Origin of the sequence: Lysobacter oculi (assembly GCF_003293695.1) — a bacterium.
In the GTDB taxonomy this organism is placed as follows: Bacteria; Pseudomonadota; Gammaproteobacteria; order Xanthomonadales; family Xanthomonadaceae; genus Solilutibacter; species Solilutibacter oculi.
Map to the genome: position 1 here is coordinate 1,602,205 of NZ_CP029556.1, position 23,218 is coordinate 1,625,422.

Here is a 23,218-nt window from a genome sequence, read left to right on the forward strand (position 1 = left end):
CCGCCATGCCCGCACCCATCGCGCGTACGATGGTTTTCCAGCCGCACCGCGGCCCTGCACAGGTGAACCCCGATGGCCACGACCCACGCCCGCGGCATGCACGCCGCCGACGCACCGTTCACGGCGCTCGACATCCAGCGCCGCGCACCGGGCCCGCGCGATGTCCAGATCGACATCGCCTACTGCGGCATCTGCCACTCCGACCTGCACACCGCGCGCTCGGAATGGCCGGGCACGCTTTACCCCTGCGTGCCGGGCCACGAGATCGTCGGCAGCGTCAGCGCGGTCGGTGGCGAGGTGTCGAAGTTCAAGGTCGGCGACGTGGTCGGCGTCGGCTGCCTGGTCGACAGCTGCCAGCGCTGCCCCTCCTGCGAGGAAGGCCTGGAGCAGTACTGCGAGAACGGTTTCACCGGCACCTACAACGGGCCCACCGCCGACGCACCCGGCCACACGCTCGGCGGCTACGCGCAACGCATCGTGGTGGATGAAGGCTTCGTGCTGAAGGTGACCCACCCGGAAGCCCAACTGGCCGCGGTCGCGCCGCTGCTCTGCGCCGGCATCACCACCTACTCGCCGCTGCGGCATTGGAAGGTCGGGCCGGGGCAGAAGGTCGGCGTGGTCGGCATCGGCGGGCTGGGCCACATGGGCGTCAAGATCGCGCATGCGATGGGCGCGAAGGTGGTCGCCTTCACCACATCGGAAAGCAAGCGCCGCGACGCGCTCCACCTCGGCGCGGATGAGGTCGTGGTCTCGCGCAACGCCGACGAGATGAAGGCGCACCGCGGCAGCTTCGACTTCATCCTCAACACCGTCGCCGCCAGCCACGACCTGGACGCCTACACCGGCCTGCTCAAGCGCGACGGCACGATGGTGCTGGTCGGCGTGCCCGAGCACGCGCATCCCTCACCCAACATCGCCAACCTGATCTTCGGGCGGCGTGCGATCGCTGGCTCGCTGATCGGCGGCATCGCCGAGACGCAGGAGATGCTGGATTTCTGCGCGCGGCACGGCATCGTCGCCGACATCGAGATGGTGGATGCGGACGGCATCGATGCCGCCTACGAGCGCATGACCCGCAGCGACGTGAAGTACCGCTTCGTCATCGACACCGCGACCATGGGCGACTGAGCCGCACGCGCCTTCCTCACGCACAGGAAAAAGCCCCGCACGAAGCGGGGCTTTCTGTTTGGGTCGATGCCGCCTGCCTCAGTCGATGCGGCGGATCTTCGCGCCCAGGCCGGAGAGCTTTTCCTCGATGTTCTCGTAGCCGCGATCGAGGTGGTAGATGCGGTCGATGACGGTTTCGCCATCGGCCACCAGCCCGGCCAGGATCAGCGAGGCCGACGCGCGCAGATCGGTCGCCATCACCGGCGCGCCCGGTCAGCCCGGCGACGCCGCGCACGATCGCGGTATGGCCATCGACCTTGATGTCCGCGCCGAGCCGCTGCAGTTCCTGCACGTGCATGAAGCGGTTTTCGAAGATGGTCTCGCGGATCACGCCGGCGCCTTCGGCTATGCAGTTCATCGCCATGAACTGCGCCTGCATGTCGGTGGGGAAGCCCGGGTGCGGCGCGGTGCTGATGTCGACCGCGCGCGGACGCTTGCCGTGCATGTCCACGGTGATGCGGTCGCCGTCCACGGTCACTTCGGCGCCGGCATCCACCAGCTTGGCCAGCACCGCGTCCATCGACGCCGGATGCGCGTTGCGTGCGGTCACGCGGCCGCCGGTCATCGCCGCCGCGACCAGGAAGGTGCCGCATTCGATGCGGTCGGCCAGCACCGCGTGACGCGCGCCGTGCAGCCGCTCGACGCCCTGCACGTGGATGCGGCCGGTGCCGGCGCCTTCGATTTTCGCGCCCATGGCGATCAGGCAGTCGGCCAGGTCGATGATCTCGGGCTCCATCGCCGCGTTCTCGATGACGCTTTCGCCCTCGGCCAGGGCGGCGGCCATCAGCACGTTCTCGGTGGCGCCGACGCTGGCCATGTCGAAGGCGACGCGGCCGCCGCGCAGCCGGCCCTTGACGCTGGCCTTGATGAAGCCGTGATCCACGCTGACTTCGGCACCGAGCGCCTGCATGCCCTTCAGGTGCTGGTCGACCGGGCGCGAACCGATCGCGCAGCCGCCGGGCAGCGAGACTTCGGCATCGCCATATTTCGCCAGCAACGGGCCCAGCACCAGCACCGAGGCGCGCATGGTCTTGACCAGTTCGTAGGGCGCGATGTGCGAGTTCACGGTGCGCGGATCGACCACCACGCCGCTTTCGCTGCCCTTGCCGATGGTGCCCTGGTCGATGGTGATGCCGGCACCCAGCCCGGCCAGCAGCTTGGTGGTGGTGACCACGTCGTGCAGGTGCGGCACGTTGCTGATCTCCACCGGCTCATCGGCCAGCAGGGTGGCGCAGAGGATCGGCAGCACCGCGTTCTTCGCGCCGGAAACCGGCACTTCACCGTTGAGGACGGCACCACCTTCTACGACGATCTTCTGCATGTTCTTCCTCGGCTGCCGGCGCGCGCCGGCGATTCCAGATCAGGGGGTCTTCGGGATGCGGGGCGCACCTTCGCGCATCTTCTGCGCCCGCTCGCGCTGCCACGGGTCTTCCAGGTCGGCGCTGGCCAGCGCGCGTTCGACATCTTCGTTTTCCACGCGGCCGGTGCGGCGCATCTTCTCCTGCAGGCGCAGGAATCCGGCACGGCCTTCCTTGGGGAATTCGCGCTCCAGCGTGGCAAGGTGCGGGCCTGCGCGGGTGATCGCCACCTCGTTGGAAATCCACGGGTTGGAAATCCACATCTCCGCCACTTCGCGCAGTGAGGTCAGCCGGTACTCGGCATCCTCCATCAGGATCCGGTAGTGGTAGTCGGCGGCTTCGGGCTGGCGCGTGTTGTAGAGCGATCCCGCCAGCATGTAGCGGTAGCCCGAATTCGCCGGGTCAGCCGCCACCAGTGCATCGGCGTAGCGGAGCGCGATAGCCGGCTCATCCTGCACAAAGACGTAGGCCAGCCAGTAGCGGCTCCACGCCGGCGTGGGCCGGAAGCGTTCGACCTGCAGCAGGTAGGCCTGCGACTTGCCCTTCTCCCCCGGCATGTCGATGCGCGGATTGAGCGCGATGCTCGCCGCTTCCTGCAGCACGTCTTCCTCGCTGGAGGCGTCGATCGCCTTTTCGTCCGCCTCCAGCGCGGCGCGATCGGCGTCGGCGGTCTTTCCCCGCATCAGGACATTGCCCATGTCCGCATACGCCGCTGCGACATGCAGCGCCAGCAACGGGCGTTTGGCCAGCAGCGGGCGCAGCGTGGCGGCATATGCCTCCATCTGTTCGTACGAGCCGCCCCAGCGCGGCAGCAGCGCATTCATGCGCTCCTTGGCGATGGTCGGGCAGGCCGGGTCGATCGCGTTCGCGCCCGCGAAGGCTTCTTCGCCCACTGCATCCAGCGAGTCGGCCTTGGCGAGGTTGAGCATGCCTTCGTAGGCCGGCATCAAGCGCGGATTAAGGGCGATCGCCTTGCGGTAGAGCGGCATGGCGCGTTCGACCAGCGCCGACATCCGCGCCATCTGTGCTGCGGGCGTCTCGCCGGCAAACCCGCCGCCGCGCGCCTTCCAGGCCATGCGCCGGTAATAGCTGGCACGGGCGAGCAGCGCGTAGGCGTCTTCCGGTGCCAGACGCAGCCAGCGTGTCGTCAATTCGTTGGAACGCTCGTCCGCGCGGATCGTGTCGAAGATGTAGTGGATGGCTTCGTGGAACTGCGGCTCGGGCTGGAAATGGCGGGCCAGCTGCGCATCGAGCGCGGCGTTGAGGCCAGCCAGGTCGCCGGCATTGACCCGCGCTTCCAGCCAGCCCAGGTCGAGCGAGGCCATGAGAGGGTCGTGATGGTTGCGGCAATGCGCGGCGGCGTGGCCTTCGGGCCAGTGCGTGTCCGGCAGGTCCGGCCAGGCCAGGCAGCGTTGCAGCGGGTCTTCGATGCGCATCGCCTCGCGCACCTTCAGCAGATGCGCGCGCCATGGGGCTTCGTACTTCTGGTAGGCCGCGGCATTCACCTTGGCGGGCGGCGGCGGCATCTCGTATTTCGGCGCGGTCTGGGCAGCCGCGGGCATGACCACCAGCCCCAGCACCAATGCAAGCCCGGCCACTGCCTTCATCGGGCGGCTTCTTCCGGGGTCAGCGTCTTCAGCGCCAGCGCGTGGATGGCACCGCCCATGGCATCGCCCAGCGTCGCGTAGACCATGCGATGGCGGGCCAGCGGCAGCTTGCCGGCGAAGGCGGGGCTGACCACGCGCGCCTCGAAATGCACGCCGTCATCGCCGGCCACGTCCACCAGGGCGCCGGGCAGGCCGGCTTCGATCATCTGCTTGATGGTGCCGGGGTTCATCGCGGCCGCCTTTGAACGCGTAAAATGAACGGATTAGTCTAGCGGAAGCCCGGCCGCGCATGGATCCCGCGATGCCCCCACCCGACGCCCTGCTCGCCACCGCGCGGCGCGTGTTCGACACCGAATCCGCCGCGCTCGCGGCGGTCGGCGCACGTCTGGATGGCGGCTTCACCGACGCCTGCCGGCTGATCCTCGACAGCCGTGGCCGCGTGGTCTGCACCGGCATGGGCAAGTCCGGGCACATCGCCCGCAAGATCGCCGCCACGCTCGCCTCCACCGGCACGCCGGCCTTCTACGTGCATCCGGGCGAGGCCGGTCACGGCGACCTCGGCATGATCACCGACGCCGACATCGTGCTGGCGCTGTCCAATTCCGGCGAGACCGACGAGCTCATCACCCTGCTGCCGGTACTGGCGCGCCAGGGCAACCGGCTGATCGCGATGACCGGCCGCCCGGCTTCCACCCTCGCCCGCCAGGCCGATGCCCATATCGATGCCAGCGTGCCCGCCGAAGCCTGCCCGCTCGACCTCGCGCCGACCAGCAGCACCACCGCCGCGCTGGTGCTGGGCGATGCACTGGCCGTCGCCCTGCTCGAAGCCCGCGGTTTCACCGCCGACGACTTCGCGCGTTCGCACCCGGCCGGCGCGCTCGGCCGCCGCCTTCTGCTGCATATCCGCGACGTCATGCACACCGGCGACGACGTCCCGCGCGTGGCCGACACCGCGACGCTGGGCGAGGCGCTGATGGAAATGAGCCGCAAGCGCCTGGGCATGACCGCCGTGGTGGATGCCGAAGGCCGCCTCGCCGGACTGTTCACCGATGGCGACCTGCGCCGCACGCTGGATGCCGGCGTCGATGTGCGAGGCACCGGCATCGCCAACGTCATGACCGCCTCGCCGCGGACCATCGGCGAGGACGCGCTGGCCGTCGAAGCCGCGCAGTTGATGGAGGCACACAAGATCAACGCCCTGCTGGTGGTCGATGCCGAACGCCGCGTGGTCGGCGCCCTGAACATTCACGACCTGTTGCGCGCACGCGTGGTGTGATCCCATTCATGTCGATGACTGCGCCCCCCGAAGTGACCGCCCGCGCCGCCCGCATCCGGCTGGCCTGTTTCGATGTCGACGGCACGCTGACCGACGGTCGCCTGCATTTCGATGACGAGGGCCGCGAGCACAAGGCCTTCCACGCCCAGGACGGGCTCGGGCTGGCCCTGCTGCGCCGGCATGGCATCGAGGTCGCGCTGATCACCGCCCGCAAGAGCCGCGTCACCGAAATCCGGGGCGCCGAGCTGGGCCTCACCGAAGTCCACACCGCCGCCCACGACAAGCTTGCGACCACCCGCGCCATCGCCTCGAAGATGGGGGTGTCGATGGACGAAGTCGCCTTCATGGGTGACGACCTGGTCGATCTGGGCGTGTTCCCGCATGTCGGGCTGGCGGTTGCGCCGGCCAACGTGCACCGCTGGACCGCGCCGCACGCGCACTGGATCACCCCGCGCGAAGGCGGCCACGGCGCCGCCCGCGACTTCTGCGACCTGGTGCTGGAAGCACAGGGCAAGCTGGACGTCATCCTCGCCAACGCCGGAGTGAAGGCATGAATTGGCGCGGCGCCCTCACCCTCATCCTGCTGATCGTCGCCGTGCTCGCCGGCTGGGCGATCATCCGCCAGCGCGCCAGCCTGCAGGCGACGGGTGAAGCCGAGGCCCGCCCCGACTACATCCTCCACGACTTCGAAATCATCACCTTGAAAAAGGACGGCAGCGAGGGGTTCACCCTGCAGGCGCCGAAGCTGGCGCGCACGCCGGACAACCACGAGATGAACATCGACCGGCCCACCTTCCTGTTCCCGGACAAGTCGGGCAACCGCTGGCGCTCGCGCTCGGCGACCGGGTGGGTCAACAGCGAGGGCAACGAGGTGCGGCTGCGCGGCAACGTGGTGCTGGACAACCCCGGCGGCAAGCGCATGACGGTGCAGACCGAGGCGCTGAACGTCTACCCCGACGCCAACCGCGCCACCAGCGACCAGCAGGTCACCATCACCCAGCCCGGGGCTACAATTCGCGGCCGCGGGCTGGAAGCCCAGCTGGACACCCAGCGCGTCACCCTGAAATCCGAGGTCCGAGCCCGTTATGCGTCGTCCATCCAGTAACGCCCTGCTCCTTGCCGCCGCACTCGCCGCCTTTGGCGGGGTCGCGTTCGCCAGGTCGTCGGACCGCAATGCGCCGATGGACATCGAGTCCAATGCCTCGACCTGCATGCTCGGCGACAACATGAACTGCACGCTCAGCGGCAACGTGGTGATCACCCAGGGCACGCTGAAGATCAACGCGGCCCGCGGCGACATCACCCAGGCCAACGGCCGGCCGCAGCGCGGCAAGCTCACCGGCGGCGTGTCGATGAACCAGGTGATGGACGATGGCACGCCGGTCACCACCAAGTCGGCTGCCGTCGATTACGACTTCAACACCGAGATCATCATCCTCACCGGCGGCGTCACCATCACCCAGCCGCGCGGCACCCTGCGTGGCGAGCGCGTGGTCTACAACATGCGGACCGGCCAGGTGCAGAGCGGCGGCCAGGGCGGCGGACGGGTGAAGATGACCATCCAGCCGAAGACGGGCGCCAAGTAATGCTGGTCGCCGAAGGGCTGCGCAAGCGCTACAAGTCGCGCGAGGTCGTCAAGGATTTCGGCCTGACGCTCGATGCCGGCGAAGTCGTCGGCCTGCTCGGCCCCAACGGTGCCGGCAAGACCACCTGCTTCTACATGATCGTCGGGCTGGTCCCGACCGATGCCGGCCGCATCGTCCTCGACGGCCAGGACATCACCGCCGAGCCGATGTACGACCGCGCCAAGCTGGGCGTCGGCTACCTGCCGCAGGAACCTTCGGTGTTCCGCAAGCTGTCGGTGGCCGACAACCTGCGGCTGGTGCTGGAGCTGCGTGACGACCTGGACCGCGCCGGCCGCGAACGCGAGCTGGCCAGCCTGATGGACGAGCTGCAGATCACCCACGTCGCCGGCCAGGCCGGTGCCAGTCTTTCGGGTGGCGAGCGCCGCCGCGTCGAGATCGCCCGCGCGCTGGCCGCCAAGCCGCGCCTGATGCTGCTGGACGAACCCTTCGCCGGCGTGGACCCGATCTCGGTCGGGGAGATCCAGCGCATCATCACCCACCTCAAGAACCGCGGCATCGGCGTGCTCATCACCGACCACAACGTGCGCGAGACCTTGGGGATCTGCGACCGGGCGTATATCCTCAACGAAGGCAGCGTGCTTGCGCAGGGGGCTCCGGACGCACTGCTCGCCAACGCCGACGTGCGTCGCGTGTATCTGGGCGAAACCTTCCGCCTGTGATGCCCGGCCCGCCGGTGGCCTTCCGCCGCATGACCGGGCCCGATGAAACAGCACCTCACCGCCAGCCAATCCCAGCACCTCGCGCTGACGCCACAGCTGCGCCAGGCGTTGGCCGTGCTGCAGATGTCGGCCAGCGAACTGGAAGCGGAACTCGCCAACGCGGTGGAGTCCAACCCGTTGCTGGAATGGGCCGAGGACGCGCGCCCGCTTGAACTCGCCGATCCCGCCGTACGCAACGATCCGGTCGAAGGACCGGTCGCGCCGACCGCCAGCGACGAGGAACAGCATTGGGAAGGCGATGACATCCGCGACGAGTGGCGCGAGACCGGTGAGGAATGGGTCTCCAGCAGCTCGGGCGGTTCGCATGACGAGGACGACGACAACCCGGCCGAGCGCCAGGTGGCCGAGGAAAGCCTCCAGCAATACCTGTCCTGGCAGCTGCGGCTGACCGCGCTGTCGCCGCGCGACCAGCAGATCGGGCTGGCGCTGATCGATGCGATCGACGATGACGGCTACCTGCGCGAGCCGCTCGACGCGATCCGCGCGATGCTCGCGCCGGAGATCGTGGTCGGCGAGGACGAAGTGCTGGCAGTGCTCCATCTCGTCCAGCAGCTTGACCCGCCCGGCAGCGGCAGCCGCGACCTCGGCGAATGCCTCTCGGTACAGCTGCGGAGGCTGCCGCCGGATACGCCGATGCTGGCGCTGGCCCTGCGCATCTGCGCCGAGGCGATCGAGCGGCTGCCGAAGATCGGCGTCGAAGGCATCGCCCGCGCCTTCGATTGCACCGTGGCCGAGGCCGAACAGGCCGTGGCGCTGGTGCGCACGCTCGACCCGCGCCCGGGCTCGCAGGTGGGCGGCATCGCCCATGACACCTATGTCCTGCCCGATGCGGTGATCTGGCGGCAGCGTGGCCTGTGGCACGCGGCGCTGGCCGGCCACGCGCGGCCGCGGGTATCGATCAACCGCGACTACGCGCAGATGGCCGCCACCGCCGGCGGCAACGACGGCCACTACCTGCGCGGCTGCCTGCAGGAGGCGCGCTGGCTGCTGAAGAACATCGAGCAGCGCGGCGAAACCCTGCTGCGGGTGGTCAACTGCCTGATCCGCGAGCAGGCCGGCTTCCTCGAATTCGGCCAGCAGGCACTGCGCCCGCTCACCCTGCGCGAGATCGCCGGACAGCTGGACCTGCACGAATCCACCATCTCCCGCGCCATCGCCCGCAAGTACGTGCGCACGCCACGCGGCACCATCGCGCTGCGCGACTTCTTCGCGTCCGGCATCGACACCGGCGCGGGCGAGGCATCGAGCACCGCGATCCAGTCGATGATCCGCACGCTGATCGAAGGCGAGAACCCGCGCAAGCCGCTGTCCGACGCGGCGCTGGCCGAAATGCTCAAGGGCAACGGCATCCCGGTCGCCCGCCGCACCGTGGCCAAGTACCGCGAGGCCCTGCACATCCCGGCCTCCAGCCAGCGCGTGCGGCTGGGCTGAGCGCGCTTCGACACCTTTCCGGGACACGCCGGAATTTTTAACCAGTGTTTCACCCCTTCGCCCCCGGTTTGGGCGATGCTGTGGCTGCACCCATCCATCACCAAGGAGGCGTCCATGCAGATCGTAGTCCACGGCCAGCACATCGAAGTCACTGAAGCCCTGCGTGCCTATTGCGAAGAAAAGGCGACGCGACTCGGACGGCATTTCGACCAACCCCTGGACGTGCGCATGCAGCTGTCGCTGGACAAGCCGCAGCACCGCGCCGAAGGCCACATCAAGGTGGCCGGTGGCGAATACCACGCCGATGTCAGCGCGGAGACGATGTACGCGGCGATCGACCTGCTGGTGGACAAGCTGGACCGCCTGCTGGTCAAGCACAAGGAGAAGATGGTCGATCACCACCGCGGCTCCAACCCGGTCCGCGACGGCACCTTTGGCTGAGTCCTCCCGCCCGTTGCTCCACGCAGCCCGCCATGTGCGGGCTGTTATGCTTCGGGGCCCGTGCAGACCGGATGCCCGCCCGGCATGAGCCTCCGTTCAATCCTCTCGTCCGCGCGCATCGCCGTGCTCGACGAGGCCCGCAACACCGACGCCCTGCTCGACACGCTGGCGGGCCTGCTCTGCGATGAAGACCGTGCCGGCATTGATGCCGTGGCCGCCAGCCTGCGCGCCCGCGAGCGCATGGGCAGCACGGCCATCGGTCACGGCGTGGCCCTGCCGCATGGCCGCAACGAGGCCTTCCCGGACGCCCGCGCCGCCTTCGTCAGGCTGGCCCGGCCACTGCCGTTCGGGGCGATGGACGATGAGGACGTGGACCTGGTGCTGGCGCTGTCGGTGCCGGCCAGCTTCACCCATCAACACCTGCAGCTGCTGGCGGAAATCGCCGAGCGCTTCGCCGATGCCGACTTCCGCGCCCGCCTGCGCGCCGCACCCGATGCCGCCGCGATGCACGCGCTGCTGGCCGGCGACGCCGCATGAGCCAGCGCATCACCGCCGGGCAATTGTTCGAGCAGATGCGCGAGCGCCTCGGGCTGACCTGGGCGGCGGGCACGGCATCGGCGGAACGCGTGATCGTCGCCGGCGACACTAATGCGCGGCGACCGTCGCTGGCCGGCTACCTCAACATCATCTATCCCAACAAGGTGCAGATCCTCGGCACCGAGGAACTGACTTGGCTCGACGGGCTGGACGCGCGCGCGCGCTGGGAAGTCATCGAGAAGATCATGCAGGCGCGCCCGCTGGCGCTGGTGATCAGCAAGGGCCAGCCCGCGCCCGAGGACCTGCGCGCCGCCGCCGAGGAGTCGGCCACGCCGCTGTGGCTGTCGCCGCGCCGCGGCCATGAGCTGCTCAACCACCTGCAGTACCACCTGGCCCGCCAACTCGCGCCGCGCACCACGCTGCATGGCGTCTTCATGGAGATCTATTCCATCGGCGTGCTGATCACCGGCGAATCCGGCGCCGGCAAGAGCGAACTGGCGATGGAGCTGGTGACGCGCGGACACCGGCTGGTGGCCGACGACGCGCCGGAATTCACCCAGATCGCCCCCGACGTGCTCGATGGCGCCTGCCCCGAACTGCTGCAGGACCTGCTGGAAGTGCGCGGCCTGGGCGTGCTCAACGTGCGCGACATGTTCGGTGACACCGCGGTGAAGCGGAACAAGTACCTGCGCCTGATCGTGCACCTCACCCGCCCGCGGCTGGAACCGCAGCCGGCCGGCATGGAACGCATCACCGGCGACCTCGGCACGCGCCGGGTGCTGGACCTGGATGTGCCGATGATCACCCTGCCGGTCATGCCGGGCCGCAACCTCGCGGTGCTGACCGAAGCCGCCGCGCGCCTGCACATCCTGCGCGCCAAGGGCGTGGACCCGGCCGCCGCCTTCATGGCCCGCCATTCGCATTTCCTCGAAGCCTCGCGCGAAGACGAACGCCATGCCCCTTAAGTCGCCCACGTCGCGCCTGCTGCTGGTCACCGGCATGTCCGGCGCCGGCAAGTCGATCGCGCTGAAGATGCTGGAAGACAACGGCTTCTACTGCATCGACAACCTGCCCGCCGAGCTGCTCACCGCCTGCGTGCACACGCTCTCGCAGGCCAGCGACCCGCCGCGCCTGCTCTCCGTGGCCATCGACGTGCGCAACCGCGGCGACCTCGCCCACATGCCGGAATGGCTGGCCGCGCTCGGCCGCGAAGGCTACGAGCCGGAGCTCATGTTCATCGATGCCGGCGACGACATCCTGCTGCGCCGCTACGCCGACACGCGCCGGCGCCATCCGCTCAGCCACCTCGGCCTGGCGCTGGCCGACGCGATCGCGCTGGAGCGGCAGGCGTTGAAGCCGCTGCGCTCGCTGGCCGCGCATGTCATCGACAGCAGCGCGATGAACGTGCACCAGCTGCGCCGCGAAGTGGGTCAGATGTTGAAGGTCGGACATGACACGCCGCCCACCCTGCTGTTCGAATCGTTCGCCTACAAGCGCGGCATTCCCGCCGATGCCGACTTCGTGCTCGACGCGCGCGTGCTGCCCAACCCGCACTGGGACCCGGGCCTGCGTCCGCTGTCGGGGCGCGATGACGCCGTGCGCGCCTTCCTCGATGCGCAACCGGAGGCGCAGCGCTACATCGCGCAGATCGGCGACTTCCTCGACACCTGGCTGCCGCGCCTGCGCGAGGACACCCGCAGCTACATCACCATCGCCTTCGGCTGCAGCGGCGGGCGGCACCGCTCGGTCTACCTGGCCGAGAAGTTCGCCGAGCGCGCACGCGCCAGCGACTGGCCCGACGCCGCCACCTTCCACCGCGAACTGGAGTGATGCGGCCGCGCGACGGCTGCACGCATCGCCCGAGTTTCGTTATCTTGATCGCCCCGTCCCGCGATTCGATGGCATGAGCGTCGGCATTCTCCTCGTCACCCACAGCGGCGTCGGTCCGGCCCTGCTGGCCGCGGCCGGCCGCGTGCTGCCGCGCCTGCCGCTGGCCGCCGAAGCCTTCGAAGTGCCCTTCGACGCCAACCTCGACGAACTGCTGCCCGCCGCCAGTGGCGCGATGCGGCGCGTCGACGGCGGCGACGGCGTGCTGGTGATGGTCGACATGTACGGCGCCAGCCCGAGCAACCTGGCGGCGAAACTCGCGCGCATCGGCACCCCGGTACGGCGCGTCGCCGGCGCCAGCCTGCCGATGCTGCTGCGGGTCATGAACTATCCCGAGCAGTCGCTGGCCGAACTGCAATCCACCGCTTCCGTCGGCGGCCGCAACGCGGTGCTGCTGGACGACCCGAGCTAGGGCCCGCGCGATGATCGAACAGGACATCACCATCACCAACACACTGGGCCTGCACGCGCGCGCCAGCGCCAAGCTGGTGCAGCTGATGGCCGGCTACCGCAGCCAGGCGCGCTTGGCCGCCAAGGGCCGCGAGGTGGATGCCAAGAGCATCATGGGCGTGATGATGCTGGCGGCCGGCGTGGGCACCGTGGTCACGATGAAAGTGGATGGCGAGGACGAAGCCGAGGCGATGGCCGCGGCGGTCGCGCTGTTCACCCGCAATTTCGACGAAGGCAGCTGATGCGCCGCGACCTGTCCGGCATCGGGGCATCGCGCGGGGCTGCGCTGGGGCGCGCACGCGTGCGACTGCCGCACGCGCTGGAGGTCGAGCAGGAGCACATCGAGGAATCCGAGGTCGAAGCCGAGCTGGCGCGCGTGCATCGTGCGATCGAGCAGGTCCGCGACGAGATGCGCCGCCTGCGTCAGCGGCTGCACGGCGCACTGGCGCACGAGGTCGGCGAGTTCCTCGACCTGCACGCGCTGCTGCTGGACGACCCGGAACTGCTGCAGGGCCTGGACGATTACATCCGCCACAAGCGCTACACCGCCGACTACGCCCTGCGCCGCCAGCGCGACCGCATCGCCCATGTGTTCCTGGGGATGGATGACGCCTACCTGCGCAGCCGCATCGACGACATCGACCAGGTGATCGGGCGCATCCACGCGGCGCTGCACCAGCGCGATGCCGAGCTGAAGGGCATCGCCGGCGACATCCTCGTCACCGACACCATCGCCCCGGCCGAGGTCGCGCAGCTGCAGGCTCAGGGCGTGCTGGCCGTGGTCACCACCACCGGCAGCGCGCTCTCGCACAGCGCCATCCTCGCGCGCAGCCTGCACCTGCCGCTGGTGGTCGGCGCGACACTCGCCCTGCAGTCGCTCAACGATGGCGATGTCATCGTGGTCGATGGCGCGACCGGCACGGTCATCCGCGAGCCCGACCCCGCCGACCTCAAGGCGCACCAGCAGCGCGTCAACGCCTACAAGCGCGAACACAAGCAGCTCAACCGCCTGCGCCGCGAACCGACCCGCACGCTCGACGGCATCGACATCCGGCTGTGGGCGAACGCGGAATCGCGCACCGATGTGGCCGAGGCGCACAAGCTCGGCGCCGCCGGCGTGGGCCTGTACCGCACCGAATTCCTCTTCCTCGGCACCCATGAAATCCCCGACGAGGACACCCAGTTCCGCGCCTACCGCGACCTGGCGCTGGGCCTGACCGGGCGCACCGCCACCATCCGCACGCTCGACCTTGGCGCCGACAAGGCCGACGACACCGGCCTGGCCCTGCGCAACGAGGAGAACCCGGCGCTCGGGCTGCGCGGGATCCGCCTGTCGATGTCGCGCCGCGAGATCTTCCGCACCCAGCTGCGCGCCATCCTGCGCGCATCCGGCTACGGGCCGCTGCGCATCCTGCTGCCGATGATCAGTGGCCGCGAGGAAGTGCGGGCCGCGCGCGCATTGATGGATGAAGTCGCCGCCGAGCTGCGCGCCGAAGGCCAGGCCATCGCCGCCGACATCCCCTTGGGCGCGATGATCGAAGTGCCTTCGGCGGCGATCGCACTGACCGGCTTCATCCGCGAGGTGGACTTCCTCTCCATCGGCACCAACGACCTGGTGCAGTACCTGCTGGCCGCCGACCGCAACAACGAATACCTGGGCGAGCTCTACACGCCGCTGCATCCCGCCGTGCTGCGCCTGCTCCACGACGTGCTGCGCATCGGCAAGCGGCATGGCCGGCCAGTGGCTGTCTGCGGCGAGATGGCCGGCGATGCACGTTTCACCCCGCTGCTGCTGGCGCTGGGGCTGGAGGAATTCAGCCTGCACCCCGGCACGCTGCTGGAAGTGCGCCGCGCGATCCGCGAAGCCGACCTCGGCCATCTGCAGGCGCAGGCACGCGGCCTGTTGCGCGCGGGCGACCGGGCCGGCATCGAGCGCTGGATGCGGGCGAACGCGGTGGGCTGACCGCGCATCGACCTTCGCGCCCGGGCACGAACAGGCGCGCGCGGCAAACCGGCATCAACCCAGCCAGCCCGTCCGCAGCGAAATGCCGGCGGCCACGAACAGCACCGACGGCACGGTCACCGCCGCGACATGCGCGGCCATCAATGGCAACGTCGCGGCCTGCAAGCGCGGGATGACGCGCAGGCGTGCATGCGCCGCGACCAGCGCGGTCATCGCCAGCAGGCCGAGCTTCAGCAGGATCAGCCGCGACACGGCGCTGTCCGCCGCGAACCACGCCGGCACATCGGGCAGCAACCGCCAGGCCAGCGCGAGGCCGGTGACGGTCTGCATCGCCAATGCCGCCATGCCGATCCGCTAGTAGCGGGACTCGAACGCAAGCAGCATCGCCACATCGCGCTGGCGCAACACGCCGGGCAGGACGCCCAACGCGAGCACCAGATGCCCGCCCACCCAGACGGAGGCGCCAAGCAGATGCAGCAACAGGATCCAGCTGTAGATGGCGATGCTCCCGGTGTGATGGTGGACCGCTGCCGGCGCATGTGCGGACCGGCGAAGGCATGACAGCGTAATCGCATCGCGCGCGTTTCGATGGGGATGCGATGGCGGCGGGCGCATCCATCGCGACAGGCTGCGGGGTGTGATCTGCGCTACGGCGGGGTCGGGGTTCCAATGCGCGCGACCCGCGGGCGATAATGCGGGCATCATGAACGCCTGATCCCGTCGTGCCTGCAGGCGCGACCTCGCCCTGCAGCCGCGCATCGCACGGCCGCCTCTGCCGGAACCGTGCCATGGCCGAAGCCATCCGCCACGACAAAACCGTGCGCCAGCTGCGCCTGCTGTCGGATGCGCTCGACAGCGGCCGGCTGGGCCCGGTGCGGCGCATGGTCAACACGCTGTCGGCGGCGGAGATCGGCAACCTGCTGGAATCGCTGCCACCGGCCAAGCGCAGCGTGGTCTGGGGCCTGGTGGATCCGGAGGATGACGGCGAGGTGCTGGTGCACGTCGGCGACGAGGTGCGCGAAAGCCTGATCGCCGAGATGGACGAGGACGAGCTGGTCGCCGCCGTCGAGGACCTCGACATCGACGATCTCGCCGACCTGGTCGAAGACCTGCCGGACGCGGTGATCGACGAAGTGCTGAAGTCGATGGACCGCGAGAACCGCGAGCGCCTGGAGCAGGTGCTGTCCTACGACGAGGACACCGCCGGCCGCCTGATGAACCCCGAAGTGGTGACGGTGCGCGCCGACACCACCGTCGACGTGGTGCTGCGCTACCTGCGCCTGCGCGGCGAGCTGCCCGACAACACCGACCACCTGTACGTGGTCAACAAGCGCCACCAGCTGATGGGCTGGGTCGCGCTGCAGGACCTGGTGACGCACGAATCCGGCACGCCGGTGAACCAGCTGATCGACGACGAACTGGAATCCATCCACGTCGAGGATTCCAGCGAGGAAGTCGCCCGCCGCTTCTCCGACAACGACTGGGTCTCCGCGCCTGTCGTGGACGACGGCAACGTGCTGCTCGGCCGTATCACCATCGATGACGTGGTCGACATCATCCGCGACCAGGCCGAGCACCAGGCGCTGTCGGCCGCCGGTCTGGACGAGGACGAGGATCTGTTCTCGCCGGTCAGCCGCGCCTTCCGCCGCCGCCTGGTCTGGCTGGGCGTGAACCTGCTCACCGCGTTCCTGGCTGCCTCGGTGGTGGACCGCTTCGAAGCGTCGATCGAGAAGCTCACAGCGCTCGCCGTGCTGATGCCGATCATCGCCGGCATGGGCGGCAACGCCGGCACCCAGGTGCTGACGCTGATGGTGCGCGGCATCGCGCTCGGGCAGATCGCGTCGAGCAACGTGCCGACGCTGGTCTGGAAGGAAGTGCGCGTGGCGGTGATCAACGGCCTGATCCTCGGCGTGCTGCTCGGGCTGGTGGTGCTCATCTGGTTCCACAACCCGGGCCTGGCCGCGGTCATCGCGGTGGCGCTCACCGCCAACTTCACCTTCGCCGCGCTCGGTGGCGTGTTCGTGCCGGTCACGCTGAAGCGCTTCGGCTTCGACCCCGCGCTGGCCGGCGGCGTCATCCTCACCACCATCACCGACACGCTCGGCTTCCTCACCTTCCTCGGCCTCGCCACGCTCATCCTGCTGCGGTGAACGCCGTGGCCGCCACGCCCCTGCCCGGCATCGCGATCATCGGCGGCGGCCCCGCCGGGCTGATGGCGGCGGAGACCGCACGCGCGTCCGGCATCGAAGTCGATGTGTTCGATGCGATGGGTTCGGTCGGGCGCAAATTCCTGATCGCCGGCAAGGGCGGGCTCAACCTCACCCATTCCGAAGCGCGTCCCGGCTTCGATGCGCGCTACCGCGAACGTGCCGGCGACATTGGCGCATGGCTCGATGATTTTGATGCCGATACGTTGCGCGCATGGGCGCAGGGATTGGGCATCGACACCTATGTCGGAAGTTCCGGCCGTGTGTTCCCGCACGACCGCAAGGCCGCCCCGCTGCTGCGCGGCTGGGTGCGCCGCCTGCGTGAAGCCGGCGTGCGCTTCCACGTCCAGCACCGTTGGCTGGGTTGGGATGAAACCGGCGCGTTGCGTTTCGCGACGACGACGGGCGAAGCGCGTTTCAGCGCCCACGCGACGATCCTGGCGATGGGCGGCGGCAGCTGGCCGCAGCTCGGCAGCGATGGCGCATGGGCGACGCCGATGGTTGATGCCGGCATCGACATCGCGCCGTTGCAGCCGGCCAACTGCGGCTTCGATATCGGCTGGAGTGCGCATCTGGCCGAACGCTTCGCCGGCGCGCCGCTCAAGCCGGTGATCGCGCATTGGCAGGATGCCGAGGGCGGCGAACACGCGCTGCAGGGCGAATGCGTGCTGACCGGGACCGGCATCGAAGGCAGCGTGATCTACGCGATTTCCGCCGACCTGCGCGATGCGATCACCCGCGACGGCGAGGCGATGCTCTGGCTCGATCTCGCGCCGGGGCGCATCGCAACTGCATGACGCGCTCGCCCGCGGCCACGCGGCAAGCGCAGCATCGGCGAACACCTCCGCCGCCAGACCGGGCTGGACGCGGCGAAGGCCGCGCTGGTGTTCGAAGTGCTGAGGCGCGAGGCCGGCAGCGACATCGACCGCCTCGTCGCCACCATCAAGCGGCTGCCGCTCAAGCTGCTGCGCGCACGACCGATCGCCGAAACGATCAGCAGCGCCGGTGGCGTGCGGCTCGAAGCGCTAGACGAACGGCTGATGCTGAAGTCAAAACCCGGCATCTTCTGCGCCGGCGAGATGCTGGACTGGGAAGCGCCCACCGGCGGCTATCTGCTGCAGGCCTGCTTCGCCAGCGGGCTGCGCGCCGGGCGTGGTGCCGTCGCGTGGCTGCGCGAAGAAGGGCTGGAATCCCGGTGAACTGGTGGGTCGTGATGGACTCGAACCATCGACCAAGAGATTAAAAGTCTCCTGCTCTACCAACTGAGCTAACGACCCGGAGAGGCATCCGGCCTTGCGCCGGGACCGGGATTCTAACCGATGTACCGGGTGTTGTCGGCGATGCCGGCTTCGGCAAAACCCTGCGCGCGCAGCCGGCATGCATCGCAATGGCCGCAGGCGCGGCCGTCGTCGTCGGCCTGGTAGCAGCTCACCGTCTGCGAGAAATCCACGCCCAGGCGCACGCCTTCGCGCACGATGTCGGCCTTGCTCATCCGCATCAGCGGCGCACGCACGCGCAGGCCACCTTCTTCCACGCCGGCCTTGGTGGCCAGGTTGGCGAGCCGGTCGAAGGCCTCGATGAAGGCCGGGCGGCAATCCGGGTAGCCGGAGTAATCGACCGCGTTGACGCCGCAGAAGATCTCCTTCGCGCCCAGCACCTCGGCCCAGCCCAGCGCGACCGACAGCATGATGGTGTTGCGCGCCGGCACATAGGTGGAGGGGATGGTGTCGCCCCCGAGTTCGTGGCCGTCGTCGTCGGTGGGGACATCAATGTCGTCGGTCAGCGCCGAGCCGCCGATCGCGCGCAGGTCCACGTCCACCGTCTTGTGCTGCGCGGCGCCGGTCATCGCGGCGACGCGCTGTGCGGCGGCGAGCTCGGACAGATGGCGCTGGCCGTAGGCGACGCTCAGCGCGTACACCTCGAAACCTTCGGCACGCGCGATGGCGGCGACCACCGCCGAATCCATGCCACCCGAAACCAGCACCACCGCGCGTTTCAGCGGCGCGTTCATCGGCCCTGCTCCTCGCCCCACAGCTGCTTGTGCAGCTGGGTCTGGAAGCGCACCGGCAGCCGGTCGGCGATGATCCACTCGGCCAGGTCACGCGGCGCCACCTGCGTGTAGCTGGGCGAGAACAGCACCTCGCAGCGCGCGTCGAGCTGTTGCGACTGCAGCACGCCCTTCGCCCACTCGTAGTCGTCGCGCGAGCAGATGACGAACTTCAGCTGGTCGTGCCGCGTCAGCAGCGGCAGGTTGTCCCAGTGGTTGCGCGCGGCCTCGCCGGAGCCCGGCGTCTTGATGTCCACCACGCGGCTGACGCGCGGATCGACTTCCCCGATGTCGAGTGCGCCGGAGGTTTCCAGCGACACCTCGAAGCCGGCATCGCACAAATGCTTCAACAGGGCGATGCAGCGCTTCTGCGCCAGCGGCTCGCCGCCGGTCACACAGACGTGGCGCACGCCGTGGCTTTTGACTTCATCGACGATGGCCTCGATGTCGCGCCACTCGCCGCCGTGGAAGGCGTAGGCGGTGTCGCAGTAGCCGCAGCGCAGCGGGCAGCCGGTCAGGCGCACGAACACGGTCGGCCAGCCGGCCGCGCGGGCCTCGCCCTGCAGCGAACAGAAGATTTCGGTGATGCGCAGGCGCTCCGCGCGGGTGGCGGAGGCGGCTTCTTCAATATCCATGCGGGGATTTTACCGCCAGCGGCCCGCAGGCCCGGCGTGCCCGCCTATTTCTTCGCGGCGGGCTTGGCGGCGGCCGGCTTGGGCGTGGCCGGTTTCAGGCGTTGCTGCGCGGTGCGGGCGGCATCGCTGCCCGGGTATTGCGCGACCACCGCTTCCAGCGTCTTGCGGCCTTCCGCTTCCTGCTTCATGCCGAGCTGCGACAGCCCGAGCTTGAGCAGGCCGCCCGGCGTCTTGTCGTGCGTCGGGTAACGCTTCACCAGCGCCTGGAACTGCTCGATGGCGAGCGGGTAGTTCTCGGTGACGTAATAGCTCTCGCCCAGCCAGTACAGCGCGTTCGGCGCGTACGGGCCGCTCGGGTACTTGGTGAGGAAGTCGGCGAACTGGCGCGCCGAATCCACGTACTCGCCGGCCTTGAGCGCGTTGAGCGCCGCATCGTAGGTGGACTTTTCGCCGGCACCGGCGGGCGCCGGCCTGGCCGGCGTGGTGGCATCGGCGGGCACGGCATCGACCGCTGCGCCGGCCGGATCCAGCACCACCGGCGGCGGCTGGTTGGCCGCCTCCAGCCGCTGCAGTCGGGTATCGACATCCAGATACTGGGTGCGGGCCGAACGCGCGGCTTCCTCGTTCTGGTGCTGCAGCTCTTCCACCTGCGAACGCAGGGTGGCGATCTCCGCGCGCATGTCCTCGATCTGCTTGAGCAGCTCAAGCGTGGGCGAAGGCGCATTCGCCTGCTGTTCGAGCGCGGCCACGCGGTCGGCGATGCCCTGCCGGCGCTGGGCCGAGGCATCGGCAGGCGCCAGCATCGCCAGCGCCAGTACCGGCATCCACAGCAGGGAATGCGCTTTCATCGCCGGTTCCTCAGGGCACGGTGTAGTTGAGGTCGGCGCGACGGTTCTTCGACCAGCACCCTTCGCTCGACTCGCGGCACTCCGGGCGTTCCTCGCCGTAGCTGACCACGGTGATCTGGCCGCTGGACGCGCCCTGCGCCTGCAGCGCCTGCGCCACCGAATTGGCACGGCGCTCGCCCAGGCCCAGGTTGTATTCCTGGCTGCCGCGTTCGTCGGTATTGCCTTCCAGCGTCAGGCGGGCCATCGGGCGGTCACGCAGGTACTTGGCGTGGCAGAGGATGGCGTTCTGGAACTCCGGCTTGACGTTGTCGCGGTCCAGGTCGAAGTAGAAGGCGCGCGTGCGCAGGCAGGCGTCGCGCTCCAGGTCGGCGGCGGTGTAGGCGCCGGGCTTGGGCGTGTAGGGCGCGGTGTCGCCGGTGCCGGTGGTGGTGCCCGTGCCGGTGTCGGTGGCCGGCGGCGGCGGGGTTTCTTTCACCTTCTTGGAGCAGGCGATGACGCTCGTGCAGAGCATCGCGGCGATGACGAGGCGGGGAATCGGATGCATCGGTGTCTCCTTTTTCAGCGAAGGGGGAACAAGGCCGGGGCTCAGCGCGCCTGGCGGTACGGCGACCACGCCGGGTCGCGCAGATCGCCGCCGCTGGCCGGCAGGCGCTCGCGGACGCGGCCATCGGCGGACACCACGTACAGCGCGCCGCGGCCGCCATCGCGCCCGGCGTAGACGATCATGCCGGCGTTCGGCGCCAGGCTGGGCGATTCGTCGAGCGAACCCGGCGACACCAGGCTCCAGCGCGCGCCGCCCAGGCTCGAATCCATCAGCGCGATGCGGTAGCTGTTGCCGCCACCCTGCACCACCGCGATCTTCTTGCCGTCGCCGGAGACGCTGGCATCGGCGTTGTAGCCACCTTCGAAGCTCACGCGGGTCGCGCCGCCGCCACCGGCCGAGGCGCGGTAGATCTGCGGGCGGCCGCCGCGGTCGGAGGTGAAGTAGAGGCTGCGGCCATCCGCGCTCCAGACCGCCGCGGTGTCGATGCCGGACTGCTGGGTCACCTGCGTCAGTGACTTGCTGCCCAGGTCCATGACATAGATTTCGGGGTTGCCGCTCTTCGACAGGGTCATCGCCAGCCGGCTGCCGTCGGGCGAGAACGACGGCGCGCTGTTGATGCCGGCAAACCCGGCCACGCGTTCGCGCTGGCCGCTGCCCAGGTCCTGCACGTAGATCGCCGAGTTGCCGCTCTCGAAGCTGACGTAGGCGAGCTTGCGGCCATCCGGGCTCCAGGTTGGCGACATCAGCGGCGCATTGGCGCTGGCCACGCTGCGGGCGCCATGGCCATCGGCATCGGCCACCATGATCGAGAACTGCGCCTTCTTGCCCAGCCCGTTCACGCTGACATAGGCGACGCGGGTCCAGAACGCGCCGCGCACGCCGGTCACCTTCTCGTAGACCTCGTCGGCGATCTGGTGGGCGATGTCGCGGAGCGCGCTGCCCGGGCCGCTCTTCACCAGCCCGATGACGCGCTGCTGGCCCGCGACATCGAACAGTTCGTACTGCACGGTCAGGTCGCCGGTGACCCGGCCGACCAGCAGCCAGTCCTGGCCGAGGGTGCGCCAGAACGGGTAATTCACCTCGCCGGCCGCGGTCGGGCGCTCGGCCATGTCGCCTTCCGGCAACGGGCGGAACTGGCCGGAACGCGCCAGGTCGGCGCGGATGATGCCGGCGATCTCGGCGCCCTGCGCGCCACCGAAGGGCACCACGGCGATGGGGGTGGCGGCGTCGCGGCCACCGACGAGATCGACCTCGGCCTGCTGGGCCTGCGCGAAGCCGGCAAACAGCAGGAAAAACGCGGCAAACAGGATGCGGTTCAGGAAGCTGGTGGCCATGGAAATCGGGGGGACAGTTCCGGTGCCCAAAGATTAACGCGCCGGGATGACAGGGCTGAACACGGGTTCAGGAAGCCCCGATCATGGAGCGCGGGCCGGAAATTCAACGTGACGGGTAGAAATTGACCACGAAGTCGCGAATCCGCAGGTCTTCGTTGCCCTTGAGTGGCAGCGGGCTGGCCTTCTTCACCGCCGCCTCCACCGTGCGTTGGTTCTGCTCGCTGTAGGGGCAGTCGGACTGCACCTCAGCGGAGAGCACTTCGCCACCCGGCAGCAGCTTGATCCGGATGCGGCAGCGTTGGCCGCGAGGGATTTCATCAGGGCGCCGCCACTTTTTCTCGATTTCGGCGGAAACCAGATCCAGCCATTCACCGCGGGTGTCCTTGCCCTGCCCCGCGCCGCTCGCCGGCCCGGGGTTGGAGGCGGCGGCGGCCCCGGCCCTTGCCTTGGCATCGGCCAGCTGCTGGGCGCGCTGGGCCGCCAGCGAGGCGGCGCGCTTGGCCTTGGCGTCGGCCTCGGCTTTCGTTTTGGCGTCCACCTGCGCCTTGGCGGCGGCCTTGGCCTTCGCGTCGGCTTCGGCCTGCTGCTGGGCGGCGAGCCGCTTCTTTTCCTCGGCGGCTTTCAGCTGCTGTTCTTTCTGCAGCTCGATCTGGCGTTCCCGGCGCAGCGCTTCCTGCTCGCGCTCGCGGGTCTCGCGGTTGATCGCGTCGCGGCGGGCTTCGTCCTGGTCGCGGGTGTCGGGCTTGGCGACGGGTGCGGGCGGCGTCGGCTGCGGCTTGGTCAGCGCTTCCTGCGGTTCGGGTTCGGGCAGCGGCTGCGGAGGCGGCGGCGTTTCCTCCAGCGCCTGCGGCAGCGGTTCGGCCGGCGCGGGCTCGGCCACCGGTTCCGGCGCATCGGCGGACGCGATGCGTTCGGCCAGTGCGTTTTTCATTTTCGATGACAGGTCGCCGGCATCGACCATCTCCGCCTCCACGGCCGGTCCGCCGCCGGCGGGCTCGGCGTTTTCGCGGGTCCAGCGCAGGCCGATGAACACCAGCGCGAACAGCAGCAGGTGCAGCAGCACGGCGAGGCCCAGCGACTGCACGTTGTCGGCGCGGGTTTCCCTCATCGCTGCGCGCCTG

The 23,218-nt window shown here is 69.3% G+C and carries 25 protein-coding genes, 1 tRNA gene and 2 pseudogenes; 16 read left to right on the plus strand and 12 right to left on the minus strand.

Annotated elements, in window-relative coordinates:
• Nucleotides 1-72 precede the first annotated feature (72 nt).
• The gene (locus tag DCD74_RS07715) at nt 73-1,128 is read left to right on the plus strand and encodes an NAD(P)-dependent alcohol dehydrogenase (protein WP_112926796.1); all 1,056 of its coding nucleotides are present in this window, start codon (nt 73-75) and stop codon (nt 1,126-1,128) included.
• A 78-nt stretch (nt 1,129-1,206) separates the two neighbouring features.
• On the opposite strand, the pseudogene murA reads toward DCD74_RS07715, so the two are convergent.
• The 3 genes and pseudogenes from murA to DCD74_RS07730 form a co-directional block, all read right to left on the minus strand.
• A pseudogene (murA, locus tag DCD74_RS07720) lies at nt 1,207-2,488 on the minus strand (UDP-N-acetylglucosamine 1-carboxyvinyltransferase).
• A 39-nt stretch (nt 2,489-2,527) separates the two neighbouring features.
• Complete coding sequence (locus DCD74_RS07725) at nt 2,528-4,132, minus strand: DUF4034 domain-containing protein (protein WP_112926797.1); 1,605 nt, start codon at nt 4,130-4,132, stop codon at nt 2,528-2,530.
• Entirely contained in the window at nt 4,129-4,362 is a 234-nt protein-coding gene (locus DCD74_RS07730; protein ID WP_112926798.1) for a BolA family protein, read from the minus strand. The genes DCD74_RS07725 and DCD74_RS07730 overlap by 4 nt, the downstream gene beginning before the upstream one ends.
• Before the next feature lie 71 nt (nt 4,363-4,433).
• On the opposite strand from DCD74_RS07730, the gene DCD74_RS07735 reads away from it, so the two are divergent.
• The 13 genes from DCD74_RS07735 to ptsP all read left to right on the plus strand — a co-directional run bounded on the left by DCD74_RS07735 (nt 4,434) and on the right by ptsP (nt 14,482).
• Entirely contained in the window at nt 4,434-5,408 is a 975-nt protein-coding gene (locus DCD74_RS07735) for a KpsF/GutQ family sugar-phosphate isomerase (protein WP_217424244.1), read from the plus strand.
• Nucleotides 5,409-5,422: 14 nt separating this feature from the next.
• Complete coding sequence (locus DCD74_RS07740) at nt 5,423-5,962, plus strand: KdsC family phosphatase (RefSeq protein ID WP_237049565.1); 540 nt, start codon at nt 5,423-5,425, stop codon at nt 5,960-5,962.
• Entirely contained in the window at nt 5,959-6,513 is a 555-nt protein-coding gene (gene lptC / locus DCD74_RS07745; protein ID WP_112926800.1) for an LPS export ABC transporter periplasmic protein LptC, read from the plus strand. Before DCD74_RS07740 ends, lptC begins: the two co-directional genes overlap by 4 nt.
• Before the next feature lie 76 nt (nt 6,514-6,589).
• On the plus strand, nt 6,590-6,994 hold the full coding sequence (gene lptA, locus DCD74_RS07750; RefSeq protein WP_237049566.1) for a lipopolysaccharide transport periplasmic protein LptA: 405 nt from the start codon (nt 6,590-6,592) through the stop codon (nt 6,992-6,994).
• Nucleotides 6,994-7,713, plus strand: a complete 720-nt coding sequence (lptB, locus tag DCD74_RS07755) for an LPS export ABC transporter ATP-binding protein (RefSeq protein ID WP_112926802.1) — start codon at nt 6,994-6,996, stop codon at nt 7,711-7,713. The genes lptA and lptB overlap by 1 nt, the downstream gene beginning before the upstream one ends.
• A 42-nt stretch (nt 7,714-7,755) precedes the next feature.
• Nucleotides 7,756-9,204 carry an RNA polymerase factor sigma-54 gene (locus DCD74_RS07760; protein ID WP_112926803.1) on the plus strand — a complete coding sequence of 483 codons (1,449 nt, stop codon included), beginning with the start codon at nt 7,756-7,758 and terminating at the stop codon, nt 9,202-9,204.
• 114 nt (nt 9,205-9,318) lie between these two features.
• On the plus strand, nt 9,319-9,645 hold the full coding sequence (hpf, locus tag DCD74_RS07765; protein ID WP_112927742.1) for a ribosome hibernation-promoting factor, HPF/YfiA family: 327 nt from the start codon (nt 9,319-9,321) through the stop codon (nt 9,643-9,645).
• Between the two features lie 84 nt (nt 9,646-9,729).
• Nucleotides 9,730-10,182: a PTS sugar transporter subunit IIA gene (locus DCD74_RS07770; protein WP_112926804.1), complete on the plus strand. Its 453-nt coding sequence runs from the start codon at nt 9,730-9,732 to the stop codon at nt 10,180-10,182.
• On the plus strand, nt 10,179-11,147 hold the full coding sequence (hprK, locus tag DCD74_RS07775) for an HPr(Ser) kinase/phosphatase (RefSeq protein WP_112926805.1): 969 nt from the start codon (nt 10,179-10,181) through the stop codon (nt 11,145-11,147). Before DCD74_RS07770 ends, hprK begins: the two co-directional genes overlap by 4 nt.
• On the plus strand, nt 11,137-12,012 hold the full coding sequence (gene rapZ / locus DCD74_RS07780; RefSeq protein ID WP_112926806.1) for an RNase adapter RapZ: 876 nt from the start codon (nt 11,137-11,139) through the stop codon (nt 12,010-12,012). The genes hprK and rapZ overlap by 11 nt, the downstream gene beginning before the upstream one ends.
• Nucleotides 12,013-12,085: 73 nt before the next feature.
• Entirely contained in the window at nt 12,086-12,481 is a 396-nt protein-coding gene (locus DCD74_RS07785; protein ID WP_112926807.1) for a PTS sugar transporter subunit IIA, read from the plus strand.
• Between the two features lie 10 nt (nt 12,482-12,491).
• A complete protein-coding gene (locus DCD74_RS07790) occupies nt 12,492-12,761 on the plus strand; it encodes an HPr family phosphocarrier protein (RefSeq protein ID WP_112926808.1) in 270 nt (89 codons plus the stop codon).
• On the plus strand, nt 12,761-14,482 hold the full coding sequence (ptsP, locus tag DCD74_RS07795) for a phosphoenolpyruvate--protein phosphotransferase (protein WP_112926809.1): 1,722 nt from the start codon (nt 12,761-12,763) through the stop codon (nt 14,480-14,482). Before DCD74_RS07790 ends, ptsP begins: the two co-directional genes overlap by 1 nt.
• Nucleotides 14,483-14,536: 54 nt before the next feature.
• Here ptsP and DCD74_RS12850 read toward each other — a convergent pair whose 3' ends face one another.
• Nucleotides 14,537-14,812: a CopD family protein gene (locus DCD74_RS12850; protein ID WP_217424245.1), complete on the minus strand. Its 276-nt coding sequence runs from the start codon at nt 14,810-14,812 to the stop codon at nt 14,537-14,539.
• 24 nt (nt 14,813-14,836) lie between these two features.
• Nucleotides 14,837-14,962, minus strand: coding sequence for a hypothetical protein (locus tag DCD74_RS13090; RefSeq protein WP_257791643.1), 126 nt, complete (start codon nt 14,960-14,962; stop codon nt 14,837-14,839).
• Between the two features lie 308 nt (nt 14,963-15,270).
• Here DCD74_RS13090 and mgtE point away from each other — a divergent pair, with 308 nt between their 5' ends.
• Nucleotides 15,271-16,632, plus strand: coding sequence for a magnesium transporter (gene mgtE / locus DCD74_RS07805; protein ID WP_112926810.1), 1,362 nt, complete (start codon nt 15,271-15,273; stop codon nt 16,630-16,632).
• Between the two features lie 62 nt (nt 16,633-16,694).
• Nucleotides 16,695-17,888 (plus strand): annotated as a pseudogene (locus DCD74_RS07810) (TIGR03862 family flavoprotein).
• Nucleotides 17,889-17,890: 2 nt separating this feature from the next.
• Here DCD74_RS07810 and DCD74_RS07815 read toward each other — a convergent pair.
• The 7 genes from DCD74_RS07815 to tolA all read right to left on the minus strand — a co-directional run bounded on the left by DCD74_RS07815 (nt 17,891) and on the right by tolA (nt 23,205).
• Nucleotides 17,891-17,966 (minus strand) — tRNA-Lys (locus DCD74_RS07815).
• Between the two features lie 35 nt (nt 17,967-18,001).
• On the minus strand, nt 18,002-18,700 hold the full coding sequence (queC, locus tag DCD74_RS07820) for a 7-cyano-7-deazaguanine synthase QueC (RefSeq protein WP_112926811.1): 699 nt from the start codon (nt 18,698-18,700) through the stop codon (nt 18,002-18,004).
• Nucleotides 18,697-19,371, minus strand: a complete 675-nt coding sequence (gene queE / locus DCD74_RS07825) for a 7-carboxy-7-deazaguanine synthase QueE (RefSeq protein WP_112926812.1) — start codon at nt 19,369-19,371, stop codon at nt 18,697-18,699. Before queE ends, queC begins: the two co-directional genes overlap by 4 nt.
• 44 nt (nt 19,372-19,415) lie before the next feature.
• A complete protein-coding gene (ybgF, locus tag DCD74_RS07830) occupies nt 19,416-20,219 on the minus strand; it encodes a tol-pal system protein YbgF (RefSeq protein ID WP_112926813.1) in 804 nt (267 codons plus the stop codon).
• A 10-nt stretch (nt 20,220-20,229) separates the two neighbouring features.
• Nucleotides 20,230-20,763, minus strand: a complete 534-nt coding sequence (pal, locus tag DCD74_RS07835) for a peptidoglycan-associated lipoprotein Pal (RefSeq protein WP_112926814.1) — start codon at nt 20,761-20,763, stop codon at nt 20,230-20,232.
• Between the two features lie 41 nt (nt 20,764-20,804).
• Nucleotides 20,805-22,097 (minus strand): Tol-Pal system beta propeller repeat protein TolB, encoded by a 1,293-nt coding sequence (gene tolB / locus DCD74_RS07840; RefSeq protein ID WP_112926815.1) that lies wholly within the window; start codon nt 22,095-22,097, stop codon nt 20,805-20,807.
• A gap of 103 nt (nt 22,098-22,200) precedes the next feature.
• On the minus strand, nt 22,201-23,205 hold the full coding sequence (gene tolA, locus DCD74_RS07845; protein WP_112926816.1) for a cell envelope integrity protein TolA: 1,005 nt from the start codon (nt 23,203-23,205) through the stop codon (nt 22,201-22,203).
• Nucleotides 23,206-23,218 lie beyond the last annotated feature (13 nt).

Excerpts from the sequence above, each read along its gene's own strand:
- DCD74_RS07735 (WP_217424244.1), top strand. The coding sequence starts at position 4,434 with ATGCCCCCACCCGACGCCCTGCTCGCCACCGCGCGGCGCGTGTTCGAC.
- rapZ (WP_112926806.1), top strand. The coding sequence starts at position 11,137 with ATGCCCCTTAAGTCGCCCACGTCGCGCCTGCTGCTGGTCACCGGCATG.
- pal (WP_112926814.1), bottom strand. The coding sequence starts at position 20,763 with ATGCATCCGATTCCCCGCCTCGTCATCGCCGCGATGCTCTGCACGAGC.
- DCD74_RS07785 (WP_112926807.1), top strand. The coding sequence starts at position 12,086 with ATGAGCGTCGGCATTCTCCTCGTCACCCACAGCGGCGTCGGTCCGGCC.
- hpf (WP_112927742.1), top strand. The coding sequence starts at position 9,319 with ATGCAGATCGTAGTCCACGGCCAGCACATCGAAGTCACTGAAGCCCTG.
- lptC (WP_112926800.1), top strand. The coding sequence starts at position 5,959 with ATGAATTGGCGCGGCGCCCTCACCCTCATCCTGCTGATCGTCGCCGTG.
- mgtE (WP_112926810.1), top strand. The coding sequence starts at position 15,271 with ATGGCCGAAGCCATCCGCCACGACAAAACCGTGCGCCAGCTGCGCCTG.
- DCD74_RS12850 (WP_217424245.1), bottom strand. The coding sequence starts at position 14,812 with ATGCAGACCGTCACCGGCCTCGCGCTGGCCTGGCGGTTGCTGCCCGAT.
- tolA (WP_112926816.1), bottom strand. The coding sequence starts at position 23,205 with ATGAGGGAAACCCGCGCCGACAACGTGCAGTCGCTGGGCCTCGCCGTG.
- DCD74_RS07740 (WP_237049565.1), top strand. The coding sequence starts at position 5,423 with ATGACTGCGCCCCCCGAAGTGACCGCCCGCGCCGCCCGCATCCGGCTG.
- DCD74_RS07715 (WP_112926796.1), top strand. The coding sequence starts at position 73 with ATGGCCACGACCCACGCCCGCGGCATGCACGCCGCCGACGCACCGTTC.
- DCD74_RS07760 (WP_112926803.1), top strand. The coding sequence starts at position 7,756 with ATGAAACAGCACCTCACCGCCAGCCAATCCCAGCACCTCGCGCTGACG.
- DCD74_RS07725 (WP_112926797.1), bottom strand. The coding sequence starts at position 4,132 with ATGAAGGCAGTGGCCGGGCTTGCATTGGTGCTGGGGCTGGTGGTCATG.
- queC (WP_112926811.1), bottom strand. The coding sequence starts at position 18,700 with ATGAACGCGCCGCTGAAACGCGCGGTGGTGCTGGTTTCGGGTGGCATG.
- DCD74_RS07730 (WP_112926798.1), bottom strand. The coding sequence starts at position 4,362 with ATGAACCCCGGCACCATCAAGCAGATGATCGAAGCCGGCCTGCCCGGC.
- queE (WP_112926812.1), bottom strand. The coding sequence starts at position 19,371 with ATGGATATTGAAGAAGCCGCCTCCGCCACCCGCGCGGAGCGCCTGCGC.
- lptA (WP_237049566.1), top strand. The coding sequence starts at position 6,590 with ATGGACATCGAGTCCAATGCCTCGACCTGCATGCTCGGCGACAACATG.
- ybgF (WP_112926813.1), bottom strand. The coding sequence starts at position 20,219 with ATGAAAGCGCATTCCCTGCTGTGGATGCCGGTACTGGCGCTGGCGATG.
- lptB (WP_112926802.1), top strand. The coding sequence starts at position 6,994 with ATGCTGGTCGCCGAAGGGCTGCGCAAGCGCTACAAGTCGCGCGAGGTC.
- ptsP (WP_112926809.1), top strand. The coding sequence starts at position 12,761 with ATGCGCCGCGACCTGTCCGGCATCGGGGCATCGCGCGGGGCTGCGCTG.
- DCD74_RS07770 (WP_112926804.1), top strand. The coding sequence starts at position 9,730 with ATGAGCCTCCGTTCAATCCTCTCGTCCGCGCGCATCGCCGTGCTCGAC.
- DCD74_RS07790 (WP_112926808.1), top strand. The coding sequence starts at position 12,492 with ATGATCGAACAGGACATCACCATCACCAACACACTGGGCCTGCACGCG.
- tolB (WP_112926815.1), bottom strand. The coding sequence starts at position 22,097 with ATGGCCACCAGCTTCCTGAACCGCATCCTGTTTGCCGCGTTTTTCCTG.
- hprK (WP_112926805.1), top strand. The coding sequence starts at position 10,179 with ATGAGCCAGCGCATCACCGCCGGGCAATTGTTCGAGCAGATGCGCGAG.